This window comes from Candidatus Palauibacter irciniicola, from assembly GCF_965208695.1.
In the GTDB taxonomy this organism is placed as follows: Bacteria; Gemmatimonadota; Gemmatimonadetes; order Palauibacterales; family Palauibacteraceae; genus Palauibacter; species Palauibacter irciniicola.
This window is the reverse complement of sequence record NZ_OZ242352.1, coordinates 2,272,547-2,298,268: the sequence shown is the minus strand read 5'-3', so window position 1 is coordinate 2,298,268 and position 25,722 is coordinate 2,272,547. Positions and strand designations below refer to the sequence as shown.

The 25,722-nt window shown below is 68.6% G+C and carries 21 protein-coding genes; 12 read left to right on the top strand and 9 right to left on the bottom strand.

Features of this window, described 5'->3' with window-relative positions; translation table 11 throughout:
- Positions 1–154: 154 nt before the first annotated feature.
- From recF to thyX, 7 genes are all read left to right on the top strand, one after another.
- Positions 155–1,249, top strand: coding sequence for a DNA replication/repair protein RecF (gene recF, locus ACOGI9_RS10000; protein ID WP_419856988.1), 1,095 nt, complete (start codon positions 155–157; stop codon positions 1,247–1,249).
- Positions 1,246–1,656, top strand: coding sequence for a DUF721 domain-containing protein (locus tag ACOGI9_RS09995; protein WP_419856987.1), 411 nt, complete (start codon positions 1,246–1,248; stop codon positions 1,654–1,656). Before recF ends, ACOGI9_RS09995 begins: the two co-directional genes overlap by 4 nt.
- Positions 1,657–1,685: 29 nt before the next feature.
- Entirely contained in the window at positions 1,686–3,617 is a 1,932-nt protein-coding gene (gene gyrB / locus ACOGI9_RS09990) for a DNA topoisomerase (ATP-hydrolyzing) subunit B (protein WP_419856986.1), read from the top strand.
- 131 nt (positions 3,618–3,748) lie between these two features.
- A complete protein-coding gene (locus ACOGI9_RS09985; RefSeq protein WP_419856985.1) occupies positions 3,749–4,066 on the top strand; it encodes a hypothetical protein in 318 nt (105 codons plus the stop codon).
- Positions 4,067–4,203: 137 nt separating this feature from the next.
- Positions 4,204–5,232, top strand: coding sequence for a 6-bladed beta-propeller (locus tag ACOGI9_RS09980; protein ID WP_419856984.1), 1,029 nt, complete (start codon positions 4,204–4,206; stop codon positions 5,230–5,232).
- The gene (gene glpK, locus ACOGI9_RS09975; protein ID WP_419856983.1) at positions 5,229–6,716 is read left to right on the top strand and encodes a glycerol kinase GlpK; all 1,488 of its coding nucleotides are present in this window, start codon (positions 5,229–5,231) and stop codon (positions 6,714–6,716) included. Before ACOGI9_RS09980 ends, glpK begins: the two co-directional genes overlap by 4 nt.
- A gap of 42 nt (positions 6,717–6,758) precedes the next feature.
- Positions 6,759–7,742 carry an FAD-dependent thymidylate synthase gene (gene thyX / locus ACOGI9_RS09970; RefSeq protein ID WP_419856982.1) on the top strand — a complete coding sequence of 328 codons (984 nt, stop codon included), beginning with the start codon at positions 6,759–6,761 and terminating at the stop codon, positions 7,740–7,742.
- A gap of 34 nt (positions 7,743–7,776) precedes the next feature.
- Here the strand turns inward: thyX and ACOGI9_RS09965 are convergent, their stop codons facing one another.
- The 5 genes from ACOGI9_RS09965 to ACOGI9_RS09945 form a co-directional block, all read right to left on the bottom strand.
- Entirely contained in the window at positions 7,777–9,510 is a 1,734-nt protein-coding gene (locus tag ACOGI9_RS09965; protein ID WP_419856981.1) for an Nramp family divalent metal transporter, read from the bottom strand.
- Positions 9,507–10,322 carry a hypothetical protein gene (locus ACOGI9_RS09960; RefSeq protein ID WP_419856980.1) on the bottom strand — a complete coding sequence of 272 codons (816 nt, stop codon included), beginning with the start codon at positions 10,320–10,322 and terminating at the stop codon, positions 9,507–9,509. Before ACOGI9_RS09960 ends, ACOGI9_RS09965 begins: the two co-directional genes overlap by 4 nt.
- A 9-nt stretch (positions 10,323–10,331) precedes the next feature.
- Positions 10,332–12,860 carry a DNA gyrase subunit A gene (gyrA, locus tag ACOGI9_RS09955; RefSeq protein WP_419856979.1) on the bottom strand — a complete coding sequence of 843 codons (2,529 nt, stop codon included), beginning with the start codon at positions 12,858–12,860 and terminating at the stop codon, positions 10,332–10,334.
- A gap of 68 nt (positions 12,861–12,928) precedes the next feature.
- Positions 12,929–13,324 carry a hypothetical protein gene (locus ACOGI9_RS09950; protein WP_419856978.1) on the bottom strand — a complete coding sequence of 132 codons (396 nt, stop codon included), beginning with the start codon at positions 13,322–13,324 and terminating at the stop codon, positions 12,929–12,931.
- Between the two features lie 78 nt (positions 13,325–13,402).
- Entirely contained in the window at positions 13,403–13,648 is a 246-nt protein-coding gene (locus ACOGI9_RS09945) for an FmdB family zinc ribbon protein (RefSeq protein WP_419856977.1), read from the bottom strand.
- Positions 13,649–13,816: 168 nt separating this feature from the next.
- On the opposite strand from ACOGI9_RS09945, the gene ACOGI9_RS09940 reads away from it, so the two are divergent.
- On the top strand, positions 13,817–16,642 hold the full coding sequence (locus ACOGI9_RS09940) for a WD40/YVTN/BNR-like repeat-containing protein (protein WP_419856976.1): 2,826 nt from the start codon (positions 13,817–13,819) through the stop codon (positions 16,640–16,642).
- A 41-nt stretch (positions 16,643–16,683) separates the two neighbouring features.
- Here the strand turns inward: ACOGI9_RS09940 and rho are convergent, their stop codons facing one another.
- Positions 16,684–17,934, bottom strand: a complete 1,251-nt coding sequence (gene rho / locus ACOGI9_RS09935) for a transcription termination factor Rho (protein WP_419856975.1) — start codon at positions 17,932–17,934, stop codon at positions 16,684–16,686.
- A 183-nt stretch (positions 17,935–18,117) separates the two neighbouring features.
- Here rho and ACOGI9_RS09930 point away from each other — a divergent pair, with 183 nt between their 5' ends.
- Positions 18,118–18,471 carry a hypothetical protein gene (locus tag ACOGI9_RS09930; protein WP_310775596.1) on the top strand — a complete coding sequence of 118 codons (354 nt, stop codon included), beginning with the start codon at positions 18,118–18,120 and terminating at the stop codon, positions 18,469–18,471.
- Between the two features lie 31 nt (positions 18,472–18,502).
- Here ACOGI9_RS09930 and ACOGI9_RS09925 read toward each other — a convergent pair whose 3' ends face one another.
- Positions 18,503–19,486, bottom strand: coding sequence for an MlaD family protein (locus ACOGI9_RS09925; RefSeq protein ID WP_419856974.1), 984 nt, complete (start codon positions 19,484–19,486; stop codon positions 18,503–18,505).
- Positions 19,487–19,642: 156 nt separating this feature from the next.
- Between ACOGI9_RS09925 and ACOGI9_RS09920 the strand changes: the two genes are divergently transcribed.
- From ACOGI9_RS09920 to ACOGI9_RS09910, 3 genes are all read left to right on the top strand, one after another.
- Complete coding sequence (locus tag ACOGI9_RS09920) at positions 19,643–20,017, top strand: single-stranded DNA-binding protein (RefSeq protein ID WP_419856973.1); 375 nt, start codon at positions 19,643–19,645, stop codon at positions 20,015–20,017.
- A 74-nt stretch (positions 20,018–20,091) separates the two neighbouring features.
- Positions 20,092–20,682 carry a CDP-alcohol phosphatidyltransferase family protein gene (locus ACOGI9_RS09915; protein ID WP_419856972.1) on the top strand — a complete coding sequence of 197 codons (591 nt, stop codon included), beginning with the start codon at positions 20,092–20,094 and terminating at the stop codon, positions 20,680–20,682.
- Between the two features lie 30 nt (positions 20,683–20,712).
- On the top strand, positions 20,713–21,714 hold the full coding sequence (locus ACOGI9_RS09910; RefSeq protein ID WP_419856971.1) for an NAD(P)/FAD-dependent oxidoreductase: 1,002 nt from the start codon (positions 20,713–20,715) through the stop codon (positions 21,712–21,714).
- On the opposite strand, the gene ACOGI9_RS09905 is transcribed toward ACOGI9_RS09910, so the two are convergent.
- Complete coding sequence (locus tag ACOGI9_RS09905; protein WP_419856970.1) at positions 21,707–24,607, bottom strand: AAA family ATPase; 2,901 nt, start codon at positions 24,605–24,607, stop codon at positions 21,707–21,709. The two genes, ACOGI9_RS09910 and ACOGI9_RS09905, sit on opposite strands and share 8 nt — an antisense overlap.
- On the bottom strand, positions 24,607–25,722 hold the full coding sequence (locus ACOGI9_RS09900) for a metallophosphoesterase family protein (protein ID WP_419856969.1): 1,116 nt from the start codon (positions 25,720–25,722) through the stop codon (positions 24,607–24,609). Before ACOGI9_RS09900 ends, ACOGI9_RS09905 begins: the two co-directional genes overlap by 1 nt.

Sequence of the window (25,722 nt, the reverse complement as noted above, 5' to 3'; positions counted from 1 at the left end):
ACCGCCCGGCGGCGCTCGGGGGACGACGTCTCCAACGGGCAAATTTCCTTGCGGCATAAGGCTTTTCGCCGTATTTTTCAAGCCTGTGACGAAGACACCGGAGGCACCGTCTATCCGCCAGCCTGAGGCGTCCTCCGCGCCTTTCCTCAGGCGCTTGATCCTTCGCGACTACCGCAACTTCGAACGGCTCGAATGCGAGTTTCCCGAGGCCGGCGTCGCGATCATCGGGCCCAACGGATCGGGCAAGACGAACCTCCTCGAGGCGATCTGCTACCTCGAGGTGTTTCGGTCCTTTCGAGGCGTGAGGGACCGCGAGCTGGTGCGGTTCGGACAGACGGTATTCCGGGTGGAGGGCGAGGTTGAGGGGGGGATGTCCGTGGCGGCCGCCTACGACCGGTCGCAACGGATCAAGAAGGTCGAGGTCGACGCGCTCGAGGTGGAGCGGGTTTCGGCGGGGATCGGTTCGGTGGGGGTCGCGGCGTTTCGCCTCGACGACGCCGAGATCGTGCGTGGCGGGCCGACGCTGCGGCGTCGCTTCCTCGACATCGCGCTCTCGGTGGGCGTGCCGGACTACCTCCCGGCGCTGCAGCGCTACCGGAGCCTTCTGTCGCAAAGGAACGAAGCGCTTCGGCGCGGCGGGTCGAACGACGAGATCGAAGCGTGGACGGAAGGGCTGGTCGAGGCGGGTGGAGTCCTCACGGAAAGGCGGGCGACGTGGGTGTCGGAAGGGGCGGAGCGATACGCCGATTACTACGCGCGGATCTCGGGAGGAGACAGTGCGGGGCTTCGGTACTCGGCTTCGATCGCTTCGGACGGCGGGCCGGAGGGCGCGGTCTCGTGGGAGGACCGCTTTCGAAGCGCGCTGGAGAGGACCGGTGAACGTGAGCGTCGCCAGGGCATGACCGTGGTGGGCCCGCACCGTGACGAGATCAGGTTCGAGGTCGAGGCGCCGGAAGGCCCCCGCGACCTCCGGAGCTACGGGTCGAGCGGGCAGCAGCGCACGGCGGCGCTCGCCCTGCGCCTGCTCGAAGCGGACCGGCTGAGGGAGCGACTCGGCCGCGAGCCGCTGTATCTGCTCGACGACGTGTTTGCGGAACTCGACGAGGGACGCTCGGACCGGCTGTTTCGCCTCTTCGAGTCCGAGCGGGGCGGGCAGGTGATTCTCACCGCGCCCAAGGCCGGTGACGTGGGACTGATGGGCGGAAAGCTCGCGCGCTGGCGCCTGCGCAACGGACGGATCATCGCATGAACGGCCCGGCCTCCGGGGCGATGCCGCGCGGACAGGCGCGGCGCGGGGACGCGAGCGGGAGGGAACGGCATCCCGAACCCGTCGGGGGCGTGCTGGCGGAGTTGCTCGATCGCCTGGGGATCCGCGAGCGGGTGGAGCGCAGCGCCACAGCGGCGCGGTGGGAGCGGGTCGTGGGTCCGCACATCGCGCGCGTCACGAGAGTTGGCGGGATCAAGGGCGGGACGGTGTTCATCGAGGTGGCCGGTGCGGCCTGGATGACGGAACTGAACATGATGAGGCGAAAGTTGCTGGGCCGCCTGAACAGGGATCGCGCCCGCGGCCGCATCGAACGGATCGTGTTCGTGCAGTCCGGGGAGTCGTCGCCGGTCGCGACGCGCCCCGGCCGAACCGAGAAGGGGAGGGGTTGATGGCGAAGTCGAAGGCGGGCGGAGAGCCCGTGAAAGATAACAACGACAACTCGGACTACACCGCGCGGCAGATTCATGTCCTCAAGGGGCTTGAGGCCGTGCGGAAGCGCCCGGGCATGTACATCGGGTCCACCTCCGGGCGGGGGTTGCACCACCTCGTCTACGAAGTCGTGGACAACTCGATCGACGAGGCGATGGCCGGACACTGCTCCGGGATCGAGGTGACGATCGGGACGGACCAGTCGATTCGGGTCGTGGACGACGGGCGCGGCATCCCGGTGGACCTTCACCCGACGGAGAAGGTTCCGGGGGTCGAACTCGCCCTCACGACGCTTCACGCGGGCGGAAAATTCGACAAGTCGAGCTACAAGGTGTCCGGCGGGCTGCACGGCGTGGGCGTTTCCGTCGTGAACGCGCTCTCCGAGTGGCTGCAGGTCGAGGTGCGTCGCGACGGCCACGAGTGGACGCAGCGCTACGAGCGCGGCGTCAGCCAGGGGAAGCTCAAAAAGGGGCGCAAGACGAAGGAGACCGGCACCACGGTCACCTTCCGGCCCGATCCCGAGATCTTCAAGGGGCTCGGCGACCCGCTCGAATACAGCTTCGAGACCCTCGCGAGCCGGCTCCGCGAACTCGCCTACCTGAACCGGGGCGTACGGATCGCGATCGTCGATGAGCGGAAGGAGGATCTGCGCCGCGACTTCCACTTCGAGGGGGGGATCGCGCAGTTCGTCGAATATCTCCTGGGCAACAAGACGCCGCTTCACGCGGACGTGATCTCCGTCTCGGGGGCGCAGGACGACACCGAGATCGAACTCGCGATGCAGTACACGAACGCCTACAGCGAGAACACGTCCACCTTCGTGAACAACATCAACACGCACGAAGGCGGGACGCACCTGTCGGGCTTCAAGGGCGCCCTCACGCGGACGATCAACAACTACGCGCAGCGGAACAACATCCTCAAGAAGGCCGACTCCACGCTGAGCGGCGACGACGTGCGCGAAGGACTCGTCGCCGTGCTCTCCGTCAAGGTCATGGAGCCCCAGTTCGAGGGGCAGACCAAGACGAAGCTGGGGAACAGCGAGGTGCGCGGGATCGTCGAGAGCCTCGTCAACGACCGGCTGGGGACGTGGCTGGAGGAGAACCCCGGTCCGTCTCGACAGATCATCGACAAGGCGGTCCAGGCCTCCCGGGCGCGGGAGGCGGCGCGCAAGGCGCGGGACCTGACGCGCAAGAAGTCGGCGCTCGAGACCGGCATCCTGCCGGGGAAGCTGGCGGACTGCTCGACCAGGGACCCGGAGTGGGCCGAACTCTACCTGGTGGAGGGAGACAGCGCCGGCGGGAGCGCGAAGATGGGGCGCGACCGCAACTTCCAGGCCATCCTCCCCCTGCGCGGCAAGATCCTCAACGTGGAGAAGGCGCGCATCGACCGGATCCTCTCCAACGAGGAGATCCGCGCCATGATCACCGCTATCGGGACCGGCATCGAGGACGAGTTCGACCTATCGCAGGCCCGCTACCAAAAGGTCGTGATCATGACGGACGCCGACGTGGACGGCGCCCACATCCGCACGCTGCTCCTGACCTTCTTTTTTCGGAAGATGTTGAAACTCATCGAGGCCGGATACATCTACATCGCGCAGCCGCCGCTGTACCGGGTGTGGAAGGGGAAGACGGAGTTCTACTGCTACAACGAGTCGGAGCGCGTCGCCGCGCAGGCGAGACTCGACAACGGCAGGGGGAACGCCTCGCTGCAGCGGTACAAGGGCCTGGGCGAGATGAACGCCGATCAGCTGTGGCAGACCACGATGAACCCGGAGAAGCGCACGCTGCTCCAGGTGAGGATCGACGAAGCGGCGGAAGCGGACCGGCTGTTCGACACCCTCATGGGCGAGAACGTCGAGCCGCGCCGCGACTTCATCGAGCGGAACGCCCGCTACGTACGCAATCTCGACGTCTGAACTTCCTCCCGAACCACCGTTCGCCACCGGGTCACGCGGGTTGATAGCCCGTTGATGCCCGCCCCGATCCTTGAGTCAGAGAGGGCGGCAGGGCGTCGCCCTCCGGGATCACTCAGGGGAGGTGGATGATGATGAGGACGAGGAGAGGCAGGAGAACGGCGTGGCCGCTCGCCGTGGCATGGGCCTTCGCCGGGGCGCTGGCGGTCTCGCTGGCGCAGCCGTCCCAGGCCGCGGCGCAGAGCGAGTGCGCGGAGTACATCTCGGGAGGCCCGGACAATCCGGCGAGCGGATCGCTGGTGGGCTCCCAGTCCGTAACGATCTCATTCGGCGCCGCCTTCGGTCTCAGCGTCGGGATCACCGCGACGTTCGACGTTGGCGTGTACCGAATGCACGACGACACCACAGAATACGTGCGGTGTGATGACTACACGGCGTGGTCCTTCCAGTGAGCTGCGAGCACGGAGAGATCAGTTCGACGTCGCGTTCCAGAAGGGTTGAGGTTCCGGCTGCGAACCGGCCCCGGCCACCGAGTTCCGCTCGGTGGCCGGGGCCCGCCTCTCGAACGATTGCGCTCGGTCTCGCGAGTATGCTCGGTCTGGCGGGATGCGGTGGGGATCCGGAAGCCCGAGACGGCGGGTGGGCCTCTTTCGCCGAGAGCACCAGTCAGGCGTACGAGATCGGGCCGCTCGGCGCCCGCCTCGGGCAGCTGGACGAACGCGTGAGCTTCGGCTCGATCGCCGACATACTCGCCACTCCGAACGGCTATTTCGTCGCCGACGGACTCGATCCGCGTATCGTCCTGCTCGACCGGAAACTCGATCCGGTGCGGATCATCGGCAGAGAGGGGGAGGGCCCTGGGGAGTACCGGTTCCCGAGTCGCCTGGTTCGGGCAGACGATCGGATTCTGGTTCTCGATGGCGGAAACGGACGGGTGGCGTATCTGACCCTGGACGGCGATTTCGTGACCAGCCAACCGCTTCCCGGCATTGCCAGCGATGTCGCCGCACATCCGGAACTCGGCCTGCTCGTCGCGGGCGACGCCTTCCCGGGGCACTATCTGGCGCGGGTCACGGCGGAGGGTACGACGGCTTTCGGACCCATTCCGGAGGAGCTACGCGTCGACACCAGCGGGTTCCGGTGGCCTTTGGATCTGGTTACGGTAACGACCGATGGTGCAATCCATGTCCTCGACGCGGACCAACTCGCGCTTGTGAGTTTTCGCCCCGACGGAGACTTGGCGAGCGTCGCCTTCCTGCCACGAGAAATGCGGGCTCGCGAACTGAGGCTCGCGGAAGAGCGCGTGGAGGCGCTGGGAGGACCTGACCGCGTCATCGGCACGCAGATCGTATCGACGCTCAGATCCCTCGAGGACGGGCGTGTGTTCGTCCGGAACACATCCGAGAACCCCAGCGGTGTGATTGCAAAGGGTCTCGTTCTCGACATGGAGCGCCTCGAAGCGATCCCCCTGACCTTCGCTGCCGGACGCGAGGATCCAGAATGGAGGCGGGGAAGCAGAGTCTACCTCGACGGACTGGATCGAGTGGTGCTCAGAGAACCCTTGGGGAGTGTGGGGCTTGCAGCCGCCCAGGTCGAGCTTGTGACGCGGGATCCATGACCGCGCCCGTCGTCGTCGCGATCGATCAGGGTACGACGTCCACGCGCGCCATCGCGTTCGATCTCGAGGGGAAGGCGGTCGCCAGCGCTCAGCGCGAACTGCCTCAGAGCTATCCGATGCCGGGCCGGGTGGAACATGACCCTGAGCGCATCCGGGATGATGCGGTCGAGGTGACGCGAGAGGTCGTCGAGGCCGCCGAGGCGCTCGGACATCTCGTGGCGGCGATCGGCATCACGAACCAGCGCGAGACGACGGTGGTCTGGGAACGCGCGAGCGGCAGGCCGATCCACCCGGCGATCGTGTGGCAGGACCGGCGGACCGCGAGGGAGTGTGCCGAGCTGCGCGAGGCGGGGCATGAGGAGCTGATCGAGCGCCGCACGGGATTGCGGCTCGACCCCTACTTCTCCGGAACGAAGCTGGCGTGGATCCTCGACCACGTGTCCGGCGCGCGCGAAGCTGCCGAGACCGGGGAACTCGCCTTCGGGACGATCGACACCTGGCTGCTCTGGTGTCTGACCGGAGGGCGCGTGCACGCGACGGATGCGTCGAACGCGTCGCGGACCCTCCTCTACGACATCGATGAGGGCCGGTGGCACCCGGAACTGCTCGAACTGTTGCGTGTGCCCGTCTCCGTATTGCCCGAGGTGCGCGATTCGGCCGGCGATTTCGGGGAGACGTCCGCCGGCTTCTTCGGCCGTGCGATCCCGTTGCGGGGCGTGGCCGGCGACCAGCAGGCGGCGACGTTCGGGCAGGCGGCGTTCGAGCCGGGCGGGATGAAGTTCACCTACGGGACGGGCGCGTTCGCGCTGCTGAACACGGGCGCGGACCGGCTCGCCTCGCGGCACGGCCTGCTGACGACGGTGGCCTGGCAACTCGGGGGGAAGCGCACGTACGCGCTCGAGGGCAGCATCTTCGTCGCGGGCGCCTCGGTCCAGTGGCTGCGCGATGGGTTGGGGATCATCTCCGACGCCGCCGAGACGGAGGCCCTCGCCCGTTCAGTGGATTCGACCGGTGGGGTCGTGCTGGTCCCCGCCTTCGTCGGGCTGGGCGGCATCCATTGGGATCCGGACGCCCGTGCCGCCCTGCTGGGCATGACGCGCGACACGGGTCGGGCCCAGATCGCCCGCGCGGCGCTGGAGGCGGTCGCCTACCAGTCGCGCGAACTGATCGACGCGATGCAGGCCGACGGCGCGCCGCGCCCGGCGACGCTGCGCGTGGACGGCGGGTTCACGCGCAACGAATGGGCGATGCAGTTTCTCGCCGACATCCTCGACCTCGAGATCGGGCGCCCCGTCGTAACCGAGACCACCGCGCTCGGGGCGGCGATGCTGGGCGGTCTCGGCGCCGGCCTGTTCGCGGATCTGCGGGAGGTCGCCGCACTGTGGCGACACGACCGCGCGTGGCGGCCCGCCATGGACGCGGAGAAGCGCGAAACGCTCTATTCCGGGTGGCGGCGCGCGGTCGCCCGCGTGCTCACGAACTGATATTCTGCCGGACAACACCCCCTGTAGCGGCACGGGTAGCTCATGGAGACGACCAGGAGACCGACCGTCCCCGCGGCCGAGGAGATCCTCGGCGGGTATTTCCCCGTCCTCGACCACGGGTTCGTCGCGCTCGTCGACTACATGGGCTCGGACGCCGACGTGGAGGCGGCGGCTCGCGTCAGCTACGGGGCCGGCACGCGACGGGTCAGCCAGACGCGCGGTCTCGTGCGGTATCTGCGCCGCCACGCGCACACGACGCCGAGCGAGATGGTCGAGTTCAAGTTCCACTGCTCCATGCCGATGTTCGTGGCGCGGCAGTGGATCCGACACCGCACGGCTTCCGTCAACGAACTCAGCGCCCGCTACAGCCTCCTGCCGCTGCTGTTCTACAAGCCGGACCACGAGCAGTTCGCCTACCAGAGCCGCCTGAACAATCAGGGCCGGGAGACGGATCCCGCCCCGGGCGACCTCTACCGCAGCGCGATCGACCGCTGGGAGCAGCTGCGCGCGGAAGCGGCCGATTCCTACGGCTGGCTGCTGTCCGAAGATGTCGCCCGGGAACTCGCGCGGATCGACCTCCCCCTCTCCACCTATACGCAGTGGTATTGGAAGATCGACCTGCACAACCTTCTGCACTTCCTCCGGCTGCGGGTGGACTCGCACGCGCAGTGGGAAATCCAGGAGTACGGGCGCGTGATGGCCGGCATGCTCCAGCGGGTCGCGCCGCTCAGCTACGAGGCGTGGGTCGACTACGAGGTGTTGGGGGCGCGCCTGAGCGCCGGGGAGCTCGAGGTCCTGCGAAGCCTGCTGCGGCCGGACGCCGAGTCGGAATCGATCCACGCCGGGGGGGTCGCGACGAAGGAGGATCTCCGCGAGTCCGGTCTGGCGCCCCGCGAGATCCGCGAGCTGCTGGACAAGCTGTCTCCCGTGGAACGACCGGACTTCACGCTCGATCTCTCGCAGATGAAGAGCGCGGAGGAAATGTCCGGCAAGATGGCGCAGGCGGTGCCGGAACCGACCGCCTGACAGGCAGGCTGCGGAGGCGATCCGTCCCTTCCGGTTACGCCCCTCGCGTCGCCCGTCCCGGCAGGGTGCGTGCGGCGAACCACACGAGCGACCCCAGCCACAGCGCGTAGAACACGACCCGGATCGGGTGGAGCGCCAGCGACTCCTGGAACTGCGGCGCCACCCCCGCGACCAACATCGTCGTTCGCGACAACTGTTCGGCCGTGAACCATCCCCACAACACCGCGGCCCACAGCAGACTCCACCGCTTCCAGGTCGGAGGCCCCAACTCGGCCGGCAGCCGGCGCACGTTCATGTAGCCGATGACGAGCGTGAACAGGAACATGCTGGACATCGTGAACGGGCCGGCGATGAGGAGCAGAAAATCGGGCTGCAGCACATCCAGCGCCTCCCCGCCGATCCACGACGCGGCGATGATCCCCATCGCCGCGAGCACGAAGATCGTGAGAAACACCAGAAACGTGCGCTTCTGCGTGAAGAAGCGCGTCCTGTATCCGAAGCGCTCGAAGAAGATGCAGCCCGTGATGCGGGTGACGGTGTCGAGGATCGCAAGCTGGGTCGAAAAGATGACGAACGATCCCCCGAGCAGGAACGCGACCCGGAGCCACAGGCCGCCGACGCGCTGAATCGCCTCGCCCTGCAGCGTCACCATGGTGGTCAGATCGCCCGCGATCTCCGGGCTGTCCGTTCCCAGCGTCGCCGCGACGAGCATGCACGTGATGACGACGCTCAGGAGCGTCAGGAGCACGAAGGTGACGAGCAGTTCCTGGTGGACGACCCGCATCCAGCCCCGAAAACGTCCGAGCTGCGTCGGGTCGTTCGTGTCGAAGACGAACCCCGTCGTGCTGATGTTCTCGTTGCGTCCGCGGATGCCGGCGATCCGTCCCTGGAACCGCGCCATCCCGAAGCCCTTGTCGCGCAGCCAGAGCGACTGTGCGAGGAGCAGCGTGCCGCCGGTGCCCGCGTACGCGACCGCGAGGATCAGCGTCGGAAACTGATCCCCGGTGAACAGTTCGGCCGGGGCGCTCCCGAACGAGACGGCGCCGACCGCCAGTTCGAGCAGGTGGGAGGGAACGAGGCCGACCACGAGGAGCGTGATCGCGAGGAGAGGGAAGAACCCCGCCACCAGCGCGATCTCACAGCGCTCCAGGACATTGTAGACGATTCGGGAAACCGCGAGCCCGAACCAGATGCAGGCGAGCATGAGCAGCGCCATCGGTTGCCACTGGATCTGCGGCCCCCCGGTGAGGACCACGATCTGACCCACGAATTCGGCGGACTGCGACGCCCATCCGGGCCAGAAGAAGCTGGCCAGCGTCGCGACCAGGAAGAGCCAGGGCCAGAACCCCAGCCGGTCGAGCCGCGCCATGCCCGCGAACGTCGACTCGCCGGTGGCGATGGTCCAGCGTTCGATCTCGCCGATGACGACGAACTGGGTCACGACTCCGATCCAGAACAGCCACCAGATCGAGAACCCGTTGGCCGCCACGAGGTTCGGCCAGAGGAGGAACTCGCCGCTCCCCAGACCCATGCCGAGCGCGATGACGGAGGGGCCGATGATGTGCCTGAGGCGGGGCACTCGGGACATGCGGCGCACGAACTTGAACGGCGGTCCGTGACCGCGGTCGGGAAAGGCCTCCGTGTCCGGCGCGTCGGGCAGGGCGCTCTCGTCGAGCGGCTTGTATATGCCGCTACGGTACTGCTGTCCCTCCTCGGTGCTCGCGGAGATCGAGTCCGGCGCGGTCGAGCCGGATCCTTGCTCGCTCAAGGGGTCGGGGGGTCGAAGCGTCCGTCGGGTACCGTCTCACCCGCGGCCACATCCTCGAAGTAGATGAAACGGTTGCCCCCATCGAGGAGCCGCGTCATGGCGAACTGGATATCGCCCACCGGTTGCCAGTCGGACCACCAGATGACCTCTCCGGGAGCTTCCGCCCGCCCCAGGTGGTACTGCCAGGCCATCATGCGTCCCGACTCGTCGAGGAAACCCCAGTACCGGTCTTCGGTGGTACCCAGGCCCTGGTCGAAGCTGAGGTGGACCACCTCGTAGGCCTTGCCGTCGGAGAGCGTACGCGTCCCCTCGTAGGCGAGGTGCACGCCCGGGTCGTCCCACTTGAACGGCATGATCGCCCAGTACGTGTCGTTGATGAAGGCGCCGTAGCCGCGCCGGAGCGCCGAGTCCCGCGCCGCGCCGGCCAGTTCCTCACCGCCGACCCAGGCGCGTCCGGCCGGGACCTTTTCGAGTTCCGGGTGCGGCTCGACCTCGTTCACGTTGAACAGGAGCAGATGGGGCGTACCGTCCACCGCATAGGCGACCCGATACCGTCCGTCGTACCGGTCCCACGAATGTTCGCGGTTCGCCACGATCTCGCCGTCGCGTTCCACGATCCAGCGGAACGACAGGTATCGCGTTCGATCCCATGCCTCCCGTCCACCGAGACTCTCGGCCAGCCGCTCGGCGTGCATGGCCGCGGCGTCGTCCGTCGTCGCCGCGGCCGCCGCGGTCCCGCCGCCGTCTCCCGGCGCCCCGTCCCCGCACGCGATGAGCCCGGACACCGCCAACATCGCACAGAGTCTCTGCATGAACTCTCCCTATGCTTCGAACTCCAACTCGGCCTGCGAATCCGCGCCGCCAGAGGGCGTCTCCCGTAAGGCCTGCTCGTCCGGTTCGCCCCGGGAAGGAGATCCGGAGCCCGCGCGGCGTCCCGAGTGCATCGGGTGCACCGCCTCCACCGCCACGCCGGCCGGCAGCCGCACGGCCGGCCGCCCGGCCTCGCGGGGCGAGCGGCGGATCACGCTGGCCGCCAAGGTCGCCTCTACGGACCCATCGGACAATTCCCAGGCCACCTCGTCCGCATCGTGCGCTTCGGTGAATCCGACGAGACCGCCGGTACGCGCCCGCTCCGGGAGGACCGTGAACCCCTTGCCCGCCCGGCGCTGGACCTTGAATTCGGTGAACGGGATGCGTTTCCCGTACCCGGCGGCGGTCGCCACGAGCAGGTCGGAGTCCGCGCGCGGAGCCGCGGCGGCGACCACCACGTCGTCGGGCGAGAGATCGATGGCCTTCACGCCGCGGGCCGTGCGGCCCATCGCTCGAATGGCGGACTCGGGGAAGCGGATCGCCTGGCCGGATCGCGTCGCGAACAGGAGGTCGCTGCCGCCTTCGGTGACGAACGCGGCCACGACCTCGTCGCCGCGGGCGATCCCGGCTCCGATGATGCCGGCGCTCCGGGCGTTCGCGTACTCCGACAGCGCCGAGCGTTTCGCGTGCCCCCGCCTTGTGGCCACGACGAGGAATCGGTCATCGGCGAAGGTCTCGGCCGCGAGCAGCGCGACGATCTCGTCTCCAAGCTCCAGCTCGATGAACTCCTCGAGGTGGCGGCCCCGCGAGCTCCGCGTGCCCCTCGGCAGTGCGGACACCGGTAGCGCATGCGCGTTGCCTCGGGCCGTGATCGCGAGGAGCGTATGCGCCCCCCGCGCCAGGAACGCGTGGCGCGCGAAGTCGCCTTCGCGGGCGGACAGCACTTCCGCGCCCGCCATCCCCCCGCCGGTCGCGGCGGGCTGCGCCTTCACGTATCCGCCTCGGCTCACGAGCACCAGTTGCGCCTCGCCGCCGCCACCCTTCGACAGCCGGAACTCCGCGTCGTCATCGAGGATCTCGGTTCGCCTGGGGTCGTCGTAGCGTTGCGCGAGTTCCCGGATCTCCTCCCGCAGGAAGGCCCGCCGGGCCGCCTCATCCTCCACCAGGGCGGTCAGGCGCGCGATCTCCTCCCGGAGCGCCCGCAGTTCCTCCTCGAGCTTGTCCCTCTCCAGGCCCGTCAACTGCACGAGCCGCATGGCGAGGATCGCGTCCGCCTGCCGCTCCGTGAGGTCGAACGCCGTGAGGAGTGCCTGCCGCGCGTCCGCCGGCGTCTTCGAGCCGCGGATGATGTCGATGACGCGATCGATTTCGTCGAGCGCCGTGCGCAGCCCTTCGACGACGTGCGCGCGGTCCCCGGCCCGGGCGAGGTCGTGCGCGGCGCCGCGGCGGATCACGGAGAGTCGATGGTCGATCCAGGTACCGAGGACTCTCCTCAGATCCAGCTCCTCGGGCTTGCCATCGACGAGGGCGAGCATGATCACGCCGAACGTGTACCGGAGCTGCGTCTTCTTGAACAGGGTTGCGAGCACCTTCTTCGGCTTCGCGTCGCGCTTGAGCTCGATCACGAGCCGGATCCCGTCGCGGTCGGACTCGTCGCGCAGGTCGGTGATCGCGTCGGCCCGCCCGGCGCGCACGAGCCTCGTGATCTGCTCGATGACGCGCGTCTTGTTCACCTGGTAGGGGAGTTCCGTGACGATCAGCGAACTCTTCCCGAACCTGCCCTCCTCGAGGTGGACCTTGGCGCGCATGTCGAGTCGTCCGCGCCCGGTCCGGTAGGCGGACTCGATGCCGGCCCGGCCCTGGATGTAGCCGCCCGTCGGAAAGTCGGGCCCGGGCAGGCGTGCGAGCAGCTCCTCGGCGTCGCACTGCGGGTTCGCGACGAGGTGGTCCACCGCGGCGAGGAGTTCCCCGGCGTTGTGCGGCGGGATCTTCGTCGCCATGCCGACCGCGATCCCGTCGCTGCCGTTCAGCAGGAGGTGCGGCAGCCGGCAGGGCAGAACCACCGGTTCGCGCAGGCGCCCGTCGAAGTTGGGCCGCGTGTCGACGGTGTCGCGCTCGATGTCGGCGAGGAGGTCCATCGCGACCGGCGTCATCCGCACTTCCGTGTAGCGGTAGGCGGCGGCGGAGTCGCCATCGATCGACCCGAAGTTGCCCTGGCCGTCGATGAGCGGATAGCGCAGCGAGAAGTCCTGGACCATGCGGACGATGGTGTCGTACACCGCGCCATCCCCGTGCGGGTGATACCGGCCCAGCACGTCGCCCACGACCGTCGCGCTCTTCTTGTGCGGCCGCGAGGGGCGCATCCCCTCTTCCAGCATTGCGTACAGGATTCGGCGATGCACCGGCTTCAGGCCGTCGCGGGCATCGGGAAGCGCACGCTGCACGATGACGCTCATCGAGTAGTCGATGAACGACTCGCGCATTTCCTGTTCGAGCGCGCGGCGTTCGATGCGTTCGTGCTGCAGCGTGCCTTGCGTCACTGCCGTGCCTCCTCTTCCACCTCAATCCTCGTCATCGTCATCCCGCGCCGACCCGGCTGGCGGGACCCCTACTCACACAGCAGGTCGGCCGTTGCGCGCTGCGCTTCGGATGGGGCCGCGGGCATGGCGATCACGAAGCCCTTGCGGTTCGCCGAATCGGGCAGGTGGATCAGCATGGCACCCGTCGGGGACGGGTCCGCCGCGCGCGCCGCGAGTCCTTCCTCCGAAATCGTGAAGAGTCCCCCGGGCTCCAGGCTGGAAGCCAGCCACGCCCCATAGGAAAGCCACGCCGCCAGGGCCTCCGCGCCCTCCGTCACGCCTTCCACGTCCGACCGGTAGCGTGCGACGGCCCGCTCGTAGGCTCCGTCATCGCGCGTCTTCAACCGCAGGAGGAGTCGTCGGTAGAGGGGCTGTACGTCGTCGATCCCGTGCTCGGCCAGCGCCTGCGCGTAGGTTTCCGTCATCCCATCATCTCCATCCGCCTCGCCCGCCCGTCCGTCTCACGGATCCACCGCATACTCCGGGGCGTCCGCCCGCAGGGATCAGTCGTTGTGGCTCAGTTCATACTCCCGCTGCGCTCGCGTGCGTTCGCTCCCGAGTTTCACGTCGCGTTTCTTCGCCGCGGCGAGCGACCTTTCCTTGCGCGCGTCGGAGTGGACGCGCGGGAGGGAAATGAGTCGGTCCAGCTCCGCACTCCCGCACGAAGCGCACGCGGGCGTCATCGGCCCCCGCACGAGGAGCTCGAACTCGTGTGAACACTCGCGGCACCGGTACTCGTATATCGGCATGGATCCTCCCGTCGCGCGGCACTCCGCAGCATGCTTTTCCGCGGTCGCGCGGGCAAGTCGGCATCGGTTTCGCGGAGTCGCCCGCGCGGTTTCGGCTTTGACAGACTCCGACCGTTTGTCGGATAATGCCGGTTCGCCACCCCCGGTCCGTACCGAGAGAAAGACTCCATGCCATACGCATCGCGCACCTGCGCCCCCTCGACGATCGTGCTCGCGCTGTTCGCGGCCGTACTCACACTGCCGCCGCCGCCCCTCCATGCCCAGGACGGAGCGCCGGATGAAGGCGCGGAGGCCGTCATCAACGCCCCCGGGCACCCGCTGCTCCAGGGGTTCCGGTGGCGGTCCATTGGCCCGACGGGGCAGGGCGGCCGCGTTGACGACCTCGCGGTCCACCCCGGGGACACGCGGATCTTCTACGCGGGTTTCGCGACCGGCGGTCTATGGAAGACGACGAACAACGGGACGACGTTCGAGTCGATCTTCGACAGCCACGAGACGCACTCCATCGGCGCCCTCGCCCTCGCGCCCTCCGATCCCGACGTCCTCTACGTGGGTACGGGCGAGGCGAACAACCGGCAGAGTTCGTCGTTCGGTCACGGCGTCTACAGGAGCACCGACGGCGGCGCCACGTTCGCGCACATGGGACTCGCGGAGACGCAGAGCATCGCGCGCGTCCTCGTCCATCCGACGAATCCGGATGTCGTGTGGGTGGCCGCGGTCGGCCATCTCTTCGGCCCCAACGCGGAGCGCGGCGTGTTCAAGTCCAGCGACGGAGGAGAGAGCTGGCGCCACGTGCTGGCGGTGGATGAGGACACCGGCGCCTCGGACCTGGTCATGGACCCGTCGAATCCCGACGTCCTGTTCGCCTCCACCTATCAGCGTCGACGCACCGTGTGCTGTTTCGTCGGCGGCGGGCCGGGAAGCGGAATCTGGCGGTCCGCGGACGGCGGAGAGAGCTGGTCGCCCGTCGAGGAAGCCGGACTGCCCGCCGGCACGCTCGGCCGCATCGCGCTCGCCATGACGCCGGCCGATCCCGATGTCGTCTACGCCCAGATCGAAGTCGCCGCGGACCGCGAGTCGCCGCTCTCCGAGGAGGAGCAGGACGAATGGCGCAGGCTGGCGCGGGTCGATTCGCTCCCGCCCGACCCGCAATGGTCCGGCGTGTGGCGGTCGGCGGACAAGGGCCGCACATGGGAGTTCCGGAGCAACGAGAACGGACGCCCCATGTACTTCAGCCAGATCCGCGTCTCCCCCGAGGATCCGGACCTCGTCTATACCGTGGACCAGCGGGTGTCGAAGTCACGCGACGGCGGCCGCACCTGGGAGGTGCTGAGCGGGTACGGCCACGTGGATCAGCACGCGTTCTGGATCAATCCGGCCGACCACGACCACCTCGTGATCGGCAACGACGGGGGGGTCGACATAAGCTGGGACCAGGGCGAGACCTGGGAATCGCTGCGCCCGTGGGCCGTCGGGCAGCCCTACCACGCCTCCGTGGACATGCGGCGCCCCTACTACGTGTGCACGGGCCTTCAGGACAACGGGAGCTGGTGCGGGCCGAGTTCCGTGCGCTCGGGGCCGATCCTCTCGCAGGACTGGTATCGGGTCGGCGGCGGGGACGGGTTCTACACGCAGGTGGACCCGACGGACCCGGCGATGGTGTTCGTGGAGTCGCAGAACGGGCGTCTTCGGCGCGTGGATCTGCGCGAGGGCGTCTCGCGCCCCATCACGCCCCGGGCCCCGGATGAAGAGGATCCGCTGGACACCAACATCGCCCCGGCTCCACCGGCCGACACCGAGATCCGGTGGAACTGGAACACGCCGTTCCTCCTCTCGCCCCACAACCCCCGCATCCTGCACGCGGGCGGCAACCGGTTCTTCACATCGCGCGACCGTGGGGAGACGTGGACGATGGGTCCGGACCTCTCGAAGAACGTGGATCGGGACGCAGAGGTCCTGATGGGGGTGGCCAACGGCATCCCGCGCTGCACGCAGTTCGAGCGCGGGACGGAGTGCACGCTGTCGCGAAACGACGGCGTCTCGATGTGGGGCAGCATGACGTCCATCGCCGAGTCCCCCATCGTCCCGGGGCTGCTCTGGGCCGGGACCGACGACGGCAACATCCAGGTGAGCCGCGACGGGGGCACGGCCTGGACCGAGGTCAGCCGCAATCTCCCCGGAGGTACGACACGGCACTACGTGTCCCGGGTGGAAGCCTCGCACGCCGACCCGGCGACCGCGTACGTATCGATCGACGGGCACAAGAACGACGATCTGCGTCCCTACGTGTACGTGACCCGCGACTACGGCGCGACGTGGGAGGACATCACGTCGAATCTGCCCTCCTTCGGAAACGTGAACACGGTCCGGCAGGATCCGCGGAACCCGCGTCTGCTCTACGTCGGCACCGAGTTCGGCTTCCACGTCTCGTTCGATGAGGGCGGCACGTGGCACGATTTCATGCCGGACCTGCCCGTGGTCCGGATCGACGATGTGCTCGTACACCCCCGCGAGAACGACCTCGTGCTCGCGACGCACGGCCGCAGCGTGTACGTCCTGGACGACGTCACGGCCCTCCAGGCGATGACCGACAGTATCCTGGCGAGCGACGCCCACCTCTTCGACCCCCGCCCCGCCGTCCTCTGGAAGAACGATATCCGGCGCAGCCGCTCCGTCACGGGCGACAAGAACTGGACGGGCGAGAGCGCGCCGGCAGGTACGATGATCCAGTACTACCTGGGCTCTCCGGCCGATGTGTCGATCGAAATCTCGGAACTCGCGACCGGGAGGGTCGTGCGCGCACTCGAGGGGACCGGCCGGACGGGGCTCAACCGGGTGGCCTGGAATCTGCGCATGAACCCCGGACTCCAGGGCCAGGGCGGGGCCGGGTTGCCGGTGTCCCCGGGCACGTACCGCGTGACGCTCACGGTGGGGGAGGCCACGCATTCGGCGCTGCTGGAGGTGCTGGAAGACCGCTGGCTGGAGACGCCGTGACCCGGCGCCCGTGAGATGGCGTCTCCGAGCTGCGGGTTCGGCTATCCGCCCGCCATCGAGTCCAGGAACTCCTGGTTCGTGTCCGTTCGCTGCAGCCGCTCGATCATGAACTGAATCGCCTCGGCCGGCGGCATGTCGGAGAGGAAGTTCCGCAGCAGGTACATCCGGTTGAGCTCGACCTCGTTCAGGAGGAGTTCCTCCTTGCGCGTGCTCGAACGGTTGAGGTCGAGCGCGGGGTAGATCCGCTTGTCGGAGATCTGGCGGTCCAGCAGGACCTCGCTGTTCCCCGTGCCCTTGAATTCCTCGAAGATGACCTCGTCCATCCGGCTGCCCGTCTCGATGAGGGCCGTCGCGATGATCGTGAGGCTGCCTCCCTCCTCGATGTTTCGCGCCGCGCCGAAGAAGCGCTTCGGCCGGTGGAGCGCGTTCGCATCCACGCCGCCGGAGAGGATCTTGCCCGAGTGGGGGACCGTCGTGTTGTAGGCCCGCGCGAGGCGCGTGATCGAATCGAGGAGGATCACGACATCGTGCTGGTATTCGACGAGCCGCTTGGCCTTCTCGATCACCATCTCCGCGACTTGTGTGTGGCGGTCCGCCGGTTCATCGAACGTGGATGAGATGATCTCGGCCGGAACATTCTCCTCCATGTCCGTGACCTCTTCGGGCCGCTCGTCGATGAGGAGCACGATCACCTTCGCGTCCGGCTGGTTCTCGACGATCGCGTTGGCGATCTTCTGCAGAAGGATCGTCTTTCCGGCCTTGGGCGGAGAGACGATGAGGCTCCGCTGCCCCTTACCGATCGGCGCGATGAGGTCGAGAATCCGCATCGACACGTCGCCGTCCTCCTGCTCGAGGACGAGCCGCTCCTCCGGATAGCGCGGCCGGAGGTTGTCGAACGCGATCCGGTGCTTCGCCTTGTCCGGGTCCACGCCGTTGAGCGTCTCCACCTTCAGCAGCGCGAGGTAGCGCTCGCCCTCCTTCGGCGGCCGCACGCGGCCCTGGATCGTGTCCCCCGTCCGCATGTCGAAGCGCTTGATCTGGGACGGGGAGACGTAGATGTCGTCCGGGCCGTACAGGTAGTTCCAGTCCTGGCTCCGCAGAAAGCCGTAGCCCTCAGGCAGTATTTCGAGGACGCCCTCGCCCCGGAGGACGATGTCGGAATCGAGGAGGTTCTGTTCGATCCGAAAGATCAGGTCCTGTTTTCGAAGGCCCGAGAAGTTGTGGATGTCGAGTTCCTCGGCCATGTCATGAAGCTCGCCGATCGACTTCGACTTGAGTTCGGCGATGTCCATCGCCTTCCTCCGGAAGAGAGTGAGCCGGGCTGCAGCCATGCCGCGTGCGGCACGGTCGGTTCGTGAGGTGTCCTGCTTGCGGCCGGGGGATGTGGTCCGAGGTGGACCCACCGACCATAATGGTGCCGCCGGGCACGGTCAAGGCGACCGCGCCGCAACCGTAACTGCGACCTCGAGCGCCGGATGGCCAGACACAATCGCGAAGGAAGGGGACTCGACCAGCTCGGCAATCTCTGGCGGATAAGCTATCAGCCGGACTGGTTCCGTTTGCTGAAGTTGTCGCGGCCGGTGCCCGGAGGACGCCGCTCCTCCCGCACGCTGTGCCGCAATCCGGCACGTACGGCGGACGCGGAACCCGGCCGGTCCGTGCGGACGCGGATCACGGCCGCGGATGGGTCCGTCGACGTGGCGGTGTCCATCGAAGACCGCGACCAGGTCGTCGACCACGTCATCATCGGGATTCGGCGGAAGCGCGGCCGAAAGACGGAACTGCTCAGGTTCGCCGTCCACGGCGGCCTTCCGAAGCGGAGGCTCTGAGCCGGCGGCCGGCCGGTCGTCAGCTCGCGAACTAGAAGACGCGGATGCGTAGCCAGCGCGACGGGTTGTAGCCGAGATCTTCCGCCAACGCGGCGGCCGCGGCACGCAGGGCGTCGAGTTGGCGTCGGATCTCCCCATCCACGAGAGCCCGGCCCGCGGTCCCCTCGCCGCGGTCGATCCGCTCGACGATCGCTGTGACTCGCGACATCACCGCGTCCAGCGCCTCGACCGTCGATCCGACCGTGCCGACGCCGTCCGCAAGTGCCGGAGACGCCTCCCAGGCCGCGAACCGGCCCTGCGCGCGTCCCGCGGCCGCGCTCACGAGCGTATCCGTCGCGAGCCTGACGAGCGACGAGCGCTGAAGGTCCCGCTGAAACAGTTCCTCCAGCGATTCGAGACTGCTTCGCAGCCCGGCCAGCGTGCCCGGATCCTCGCGAAGGCGGGCGAGCGAGCCCCGATCGGAACCGAGCATGCTCTGGGCCTCGGAGGCGTCGACTTCGAGCGCGCGCACCGCCCGCAGCAGCGAGTCCGCCAGCGCCATGACCGTCTCCGGTTCGATCGGCGGACCGGAAGCGCGCAGCGTGTCCGAGTAGTTCCAGGGAGGTGCGGAGCCCGTGCCCGGGTTCACGGAGAGGACGACGGGTGCCACGAGATCCGAGGGCCGAACGTCGGCGGTGGCATCCGCCCGCAGGATGGGCTCGGCGACCCGGTCGATGACGGCGTCGATGATGACGTGGCTCTCGAACGGTTCTTCGCTGTCGTTCGCTTCGGGAGGCTGGAAGGAAATCGACAGCACGCGCCCGACCGACCTCCCGGCCACCCAGACGGCGGAACCCGGCCCAAGCCCCTCCGCCGAATGCGCCAGCGCCGTGATCCGCGGGCCTTCGAGCGTCGCGCGGACGATGATTTCGATGACGGAGACCGCCGCCGAAAGGAGGATGGCGAAGGCAATCAGGATCAGGCCCCGCCGGGCCCGGATGCGTGAGGCGTCAGAAGAGCGGTCCGTCCGGATCATCCCTGAGCAGACCCTCTTCCGGCTGCCGCGTCAAGACGGAACCGGCCAGTTCCGGCCGTGGCGGAGAGGCGGTTTGAAGTCCATCCCCCGCACCGGAGATTCGCGTGCCTCGCTGCGCCCAGTCGCGCCCATTCACGCCTTACAAAGGAGAGCATCATGTCGAGAACGGTGAACCGGGTCATCCTCGTCGGAAACGCCGGCAGCGATCCCGATGTGCGGGAGACCGCCTCCGGCACCGCCGTCGCGCACCTGTCGCTCGCGACCAACCGCGTGTTCCGCAAGAACGGGGAGACCCAGCGCCGCACGGATTGGCACCGGCTGACGTTCTGGCGCCGCCAGGCGGAGACGGTCGGCGAGTACGTCCGCAAGGGCTCGCGCCTCTACGTCGAGGGCCACCTCGAGTACGGGTCGTTCGAGCGCGACGGCATCGCGATCCCCACCGTGGACGTGGTCGTGGAGGATCTGGTGATGCTGGACCCGCGGCCGGACAGCGGTGACCTCGCAACCGACAGCGCCGAGCTTCCGCAGTAGATCGCAGGGGCCGCGCCGCATTCGGCGAACCCCCGGCGACGCTCGCCGGGGCACTGGAGACCCGCCCCAGGAACGTGCATCTTCCCGTGCGTGGGGCGGGTCCGTCGACCAGGTCGAAGCGGAGGAATCCGATACAGACACACGATCCGGGGTTTCTGACCCTGTCCAATCTCCTGTCCCTGAGCCGCATACCGCTCGGTCTCGCCTTCATCGTGGTCTCGGACCCCCGCATGATGGCCCTTCTCGTGGCCACGGCGGGTGCAACGGATGTCCTCGATGGGTTCATCGCCCGCGTAAGCGGGACGCGCTCCCAGGTCGGACTCCTGCTCGACCCGCTCTGCGACAAGCTCTTCGTCCTGCTCGCCCTCTCCGGCTTCGTGGCGGCGGGCAGCCTCGACGGGGTTTCGTTCGTGATCCTGATCCTCCGGGATCTCTATACGGCCGGGTGCTATCTCCTGGCCCGGCTCGTCTCCATCATCATCCCCTTCAAGCCCCGGTGGCCGGGGAAAATCGCCACCGGTCTGCAGTTCCTTACGCTCCTCGCCCTCATTTTCAACCCTCGGTATGTTCCCGCACTCGTGTTGCTCGTCGGCGTAACGTCGGCGTGGGCGATCATCGATTACGGAACGCATTGCCTCCGGCGGAAATGGAAGAGCGCGGCCTGACGATCCCCGGACGGCCTGAACGGCTTGGGTGTGGAAAAAGAAACAGTCGACATTACCATCATCGGAGGCGGTCCGACCGGCCTCTACGGGTCGTTCTACGCCGGCATGCGCGGCGTCTCGGCCCGCATCATCGATGTCCTTCCCGAACTCGGGGGTCAGCTGACGGCGCTGTACCCGGAAAAGGATGTCTTCGACGTCGCCGGTTTCCCCCGGGTGCTCGCCAAGGACCTGGCGCGGGAGCTCGTGACGCAGGGTCTGCAGTTCGACGCGGAGGTCTGTCTCGAGGAGCGCGTCCTCGAACTCAATCCGGGAAACGGCTGCTTCGATCTTCGCACGGACAAGGGGCCGCGGCCCACGCGCACCGTCGTCATCGCGGGGGGTAAGGGCGCCTTCAAGAGCCGGACGCTGCGCGTTCCGGGGTGGGATGAGTTCCTGAACCGGGGCCTCGCGACGAACGTGAAGGACCCCGAGGTGTTCCGCGGGAAGCGCGTTCTCCTGGTCGGCGGGGGCGACTCCGCCTTCGACTGGAGTTGGGCCCTGCGGAGCATCGCGGGCGAACTCACGCATATCCACCGGACCGACCGCTATCGGGCTCACGAGAGCACGGTCGCCCAGGTCGAAGGCGCCCATGAACGGGGCGAACTGCGGCTCCGAACCTTCTACACCGTGACGGAGATCCACGGCGGCGAGCGGGTGGAGGCCGCGACGATCCGGCACACGAAGACCAAGGAAACGGAGCGGATCGAGGTCGACGCCATCGTCGCTCTGATCGGCTTCGTTCCGAACATCGGGCCGATCGCCGAATGGGGGCTCGAGCTGCGGAAGAGGTGCATCGTGGTGGACTCGCGCATGCGCACGAACATCCCCGGCGTCTATGCGGCGGGGGACATCGCCACCTACGACGGGAAGCTGGAGCTGATCTCGACCGGTTTCGGAGAGGCCGCGATCGCCGTGAACAACGCGGTCCACCACATCGACCCGACCGCGAAGGTGAACCCGGGCCACTCGACCGACTACAAGGTCTTCAAGTAGCGGCAGCCAGTTCGTTTTCTCCGCTCTCGATCCGCCTTCCGGCGAGTTCGATGAGGCGGGCGTCGGATCCCGTGAGGTTCTCCCTTGCCCAGTCCCGCACGTCATCCTCGTGCGTGAAGAGGATGACCTGGGTCGAGCGCGCGAGGGCGTGCAGCGTGCGCAGTACCGCCTGTTTCCGCACCGCGTCGGAAGCGCCGACGACATCATCGAGGATGAGCGGACAGCTCTCGCCTTCGCGCGTGAGATGCCGTGAGAGCGCGAACCTGAGCAGCAGGTAGATCTGCTCCGCCGTGCCATGGGAGAGCAGTTCGGCGGAACGCCAGCGCCCGCCCGGCGTCCGGACCTCGACGAGCAGATTCTCGGGGTTGATGCGGCATCCGGTGTAGCGGCCGTCCGTCACCCCGGGCAGCCATTCGAGTACGGTCCGGGTCAGGATGGGCGCGATGTCGCGCAGCACGCGCTCCTGCGCCTTTTCGAGGAATCCGATCGTGCAGTCCAGCGTGTCCTTGAGACGCGCGATCCTCGCCTGTTCCCGTTCGGCCGCCGCCAGCGCGTCCTCCGCGTCCGCGACGCTGGGGAGGTGGTGTTCGCGCTCGGTGAGCTGGCCGGCCGCGCGCAGCACCTCCTCGCGGGCCGTCTCCGCTTCCCGCTTCAGATCCTCCAGCGTCGCCTCGGTGACCCGTCCCGCCCGAGCCCCGCCAGCGTCCGCCCCGCTCCGGTCGAGGAGCCGGGCGGCCCGCAGGCGGCGTCGCTCCACCTCGTCCGCGAACTCATCCAGCGTCCGCTCGCCAAGCAACTGTTGCAGGCGGTCCCATGACTCGTTGCGCTCGCCGGCTTCCTCGAGCACCCGCTCCCGGCCGGCGCGCCATTGCTCCAGGGCGGCAGCCAGATCCTCGGGATCCTCGGCGCTCACGCCGACCCGCTCGCCGGCTTCGCCCAGCTTCTTCGCGGCATCGGCGGCACGCACCGACCGCTGTGTGTCGCGCGTCTCCGCCGCCAGGCGCCCGGCCCGCTCGTCGCTCCACGTTCGGCGCCGCTCCGCGGTCCGCCGTTCGAGTTCGCCGAGTGCTCCCCGCGTGATGCCTCGGGCCCTCGCGTCCGCCAGCGCGGTTTCGGCCGCATCCGCGACGAGGGCATCGGCCGCCTCGCGCAGCCGATCGGTCTCGGCGACAAGTGCGTCGAAGGACGAGCCGGCCAGCAGCCCCTGAAGCTCGTCCCACTGCGCGCCCAGCCTGGCGGCCTTCTGTCGTCCGACCTGCCGGGACTCCACCTGGCGGCGCAGCGCGTCCGCGAGCGCTTCCGGTTCCGTCGCCGATTCAACCGCCGCGTCGGCCGGATCGGCTAGCTCCCGGATGCGCCCCACCGCCTCGCTCCGAAGCCGGAGCCCGTTTTCGTACCGTTGCCGTTCTGCGCGCGCCGACGCGAGTTCACTTCGGAGACTGTCGTGGCGCACGTCCAGCGCGAGCGCGATCTCCGAGCGGTCGGTGCGTGCCCTCGCGAACCTGTGGGACAGGACGCCTGCCGCCCCGACGGCGAACAGGATCAGCCCCGCGGAGCGCGAATCGGGCGCCAGCAGCGCGAGGGCGAGGCCCGCTGCCGCCACGACCGCCGAAGCAGCCAGCCACATCGCGGGTCGCGCGGCCGGTCCTTCCGTGGGGGGCGCCCGCCGTCTCTCGTCGAGGTCGGCCAGTTCTTTCTCGAGTTCCTCCACGCTCCGGCCGGCCGGCGCCGCAACCGCGGGAAGCGCCTCCCAGGCGCGGAGCGCGTCGCGGATCTCTCCCAGGCGCGCGTCCTCCTCCGGGGAGACCCGGGGTCCGCCGTCCGGGAAGAGCGCCTGCAGCTCACGCGCACTCGCGAGGCGAGCCTCGGCTTCCGCGACGGCCGCCTCCGCGACGACCGCCCGCGCGGCTGCAAGCTCCGCATCGGCCCCCTCGATCCTCTCCTCGATCTCGCGTGCCGAGGACCCGGTCAGCGCCACCGGAGCCGGGAGATTGCGCCATGTGGTGAGCGCCTCCGTGACCGCTCGCGTGAGCCCGCCGCCCTCGGGGACCGGGTGCGGCGCCCCCTCCGGGAACTCCTCGTGCAGGGCCCGCGCCTCCCGCAATCGCTCCGCGAGCGCCTCCGCCTCCACGCTCGCGAGCGCGGCCTCCGCCGCTTCCACGCGGCGCCGGGCGTCCCTCGCCGCCCGTTCCAGCGTTTCGACCTCGGCGCGACGCTCCTGGAAATCGCGGTGCGCCTCGCGGGCCGCCTCCAGAGCCTCGTGCGCCTCCGCCACCCGCCGCGCGGTCGTCATGAGCGGCTTCGTCGGAGCCCGGGTCGACCCGACGCGTTCGCGAAGCACCTCCTCGAGCCGTTGCAGCGCGGCGGCCGCCGTCTGATCCACCCCCGCCGTCGCCGCCGCGCGCTGCATATCCTCCTGCAGCGATTCGGGATCGTCCCGGACCTTGAGGATGTCCGCCTGCCGCACACAGGCCGTGGCGAGGAACGAGCGGCGGTTCAGACCCAGCCAGCGCGAGCCGTCCGGCGCCCCGTCGTACAGGATCTCGCTCGAGTAGTCCCGTCCCGCGACGCTCGTGTCCTCCGCGGAACTCTCGATCCTTCCCGCGAGGTCGTGCCGCAACTCCACCCGCCGTCCGTCCTCGAGCGCGACGATGGCCCCGGTTTCCCACTCGTCGCCGTCCCACGGCTTGTGGCGCTCCGCGAACCTCTTCTCCTCCTTCCGCATCGCCCCCTTGCCGCGCCGCATGCCGCAGAGTCCGGCATAGAGCGCCGCGTGCCAGGACGACTTGCCCGCCTCGTTGCGGCCGAAGACGACGTTCATCCCCGGCGCCAGTTCCAGCGTCTCGTCGCGGAAGGGGCCGAAGCGGTGAGCCAACACGGACTCGAAGCGCATCACAGCACCTCGAGATCGTCGCGCCCGTCGAGCGCCCGGAGTCCCATCCTCAGGACGCGGCGCTTCTCATCGTCCGGCAACTCCGCTCCCAGCACATCCTCGACGAACCGTCCCCGCACCGTGGGCTCCACGCGGATCTCCTCGAGGTCGTACGCAAGGTGCAACTCGGATTTCCGGATCTGCACGGCGTCGAACGCGTCGAGCAACTGCTCGCGGATCGCGTTCTCCTGGAGGTCGAGCGACGGCTCCAGGTCGCCGCACACCGTGAGGCGCGCGAGTCCCGCGAGGCTCTCCGTCATCGCGCGCAGGGCGTCCCGAATCTGCTGGCGGCTCGTGAGGCCGGTGACATCGAGCCGCAGGTCGTGCACCGGGGTCACCGCCACGACGTGGCGCTCACACGTGACCTCCCCCGCCGCATCGATCGTCGCCACGACCGGCCCGCGCTCTCCTTCCTCTCCGAACTGCAGCGGGTCGGGATTGCCCGGATAGGTGTGATGCGCGCCGTCCGCCGGGCGGTGGTAGTGGCCGAGAAACGCGTGATCCAGCCCGCTGTCCGGGATTTCCGCGGTCTCGAAGGGGGCGTGCGGCGCCTTGCCTTCACCCTGCGCCGCGAGCCACGACCGTTCCGCTCCGTGAAAGAGCGCCACGTGCGCCCCCTCGCCGGAGACCCGGAAACCGTCGCCGAGGAAATTGTCCGTGTTGGCGGGAGCGCAGTGCGCGGCTCCCCAGAGCGTGATGCCGGGCGCGAGCGGGACCGCCCGCAGCGCCGCATCCCGAAAGATGTGGACGTTTCCGCTCCACCCTCCCGTCGCGTAGACGCTCGTCGGCCCGTACCAGTCGTGGTTGCCGGGTGCGATGTAGACCGGCACCGGATCGAGCGAGGCGAAGGTCTGCCGCAGGAAGTTCGCCGTGTCCAGCGTGACGCGGTCGTGCTCGTACAGGTCGCCTCCGCAGAAGAGCGCGTCCGCTTCGGTCGAGCGCACGAGGTCCACGATCGCGAGCAGGGTATCGCGCAGCGCCTCGCGCCGCCGCCGCGCCACGTCGCCGGTCGCCTCGCACCACGCGAACGGGGAGTCGAGGTGGAGGTCGGCGAAGTGGACGATCGTCCGTTGCAC